Genomic DNA, 1,245 nt, shown 5'->3' with positions numbered 1-1,245 from the left:
CTAGTGCTGTGGCCGGAAACGTTCGTCCGGGTCAGTGATCGGTGTCAGGGTTGACCGCAACACCAGCAGTCGACCCTGGGAGCCGCGGTGTCCGCACCCCTCAAAGCCCGCAGACTCACCGATCCTGAGGGCCAAAAACTGCAACGCATCGTCCGCCGGGGCAGCACCAACACAGTCCGCTACCGGCGGGCGATGATCATCCTGGCCTCGGCCAGCGGCAACACCGTCCCCGTCATCGCCCGCCTGGTCGCCGCTGACGAAAAGACCGTGCGCGAGGTCATCCACGCCTTCAACACCCAGGGGCTGGACTGCCTGGACCCTAAGTGGGCGGGAGGCCGTCCCCGCCTGCTCACCCCCGACGAGGAAGACCTCGTCATCCAGACGGCCACCACCCGCCCGGCCAAGCTCGGCCGACCCTTCACCCGCTGGTCGCTGCGCAAACTCACCGACCACCTGGCCCGCCGCGGCGGACCGGGCCCCCGCATCGGCCGCGAGACCCTGCGGGCTCTGCTGCACCGGCACGGCATCACCTTCCAACGCACCACGACCTGGAAGGACTCGCCCGACCCCGAGGCCGATGCCAAACTCGATCGCATCGAGCACGTCATGGAGTACTTCGCCGACCGGGTCTTCGCCTTCGACGAGTTCGGGCCCCTGGGCATCCGCCCCACCGCTGGGGCGGGCTGGGCCCGCAAGGGCCGCCCGGACCGCATCGCGGCCACCTACCGGCGCACCCACGGCATCACCTACTTCCACGGCTGCTACTCGGTGGGCTCCGACACCCTGTGGGGCGTCAACCACCGGCGCAAAGGCGGCGCGAACACGCTCAGGGCACTCAAGTCGATCCGGGCCGCCCGCCCGGACGGCGCTCCGATCTACGTGATCATGGACAACCTGTCCGCGCACAAGGGCCCCAAGATCCGGGCGTGGGCCCGGCGCAACAAGGTCGAGTTGTGCTTCACCCCCACCTACGCCTCCTGGGCCAACCCGATCGAGGCGCACTTCGGGCCGCTGCGCCAGTTCACCATCGCCAACTCCCACCATCCCAACCACACGGTGCAGACCCGGGCGCTGCACGCCTACCTGCGGTGGCGCAACGCCAACGCCCGCGACCCGCACGTGCTCGCGGCTCAACGCCGCGAGCGTGCCCGGGTGCGCAGCGAGAAGGGCCTGCGCTGGGGAGGCCGACCGCTACCCATCGCGGCGTGAGAGCACCCGGGCGAACGTTTCCGGCCACAGCACTAG

1 protein-coding gene is annotated in these 1,245 nt (G+C 70.0%); it reads left to right on the top strand.

Going from position 1 to position 1,245, the window contains the following annotated elements; all coding sequences use genetic code 11:
* Positions 1–87: 87 nt before the first annotated feature.
* Positions 88–1,209: an IS630 family transposase gene (locus D471_RS0132240; protein WP_017602426.1), complete on the top strand. Its 1,122-nt coding sequence runs from the start codon at positions 88–90 to the stop codon at positions 1,207–1,209.
* Positions 1,210–1,245 lie beyond the last annotated feature (36 nt).

It is taken from the genome of Nocardiopsis lucentensis DSM 44048, assembly GCF_000341125.1.
GTDB classification, from domain to species: Bacteria; Actinomycetota; Actinomycetes; order Streptosporangiales; family Streptosporangiaceae; genus Nocardiopsis; species Nocardiopsis lucentensis.
This window is presented reverse-complemented; position numbering and strand designations above follow the sequence as displayed.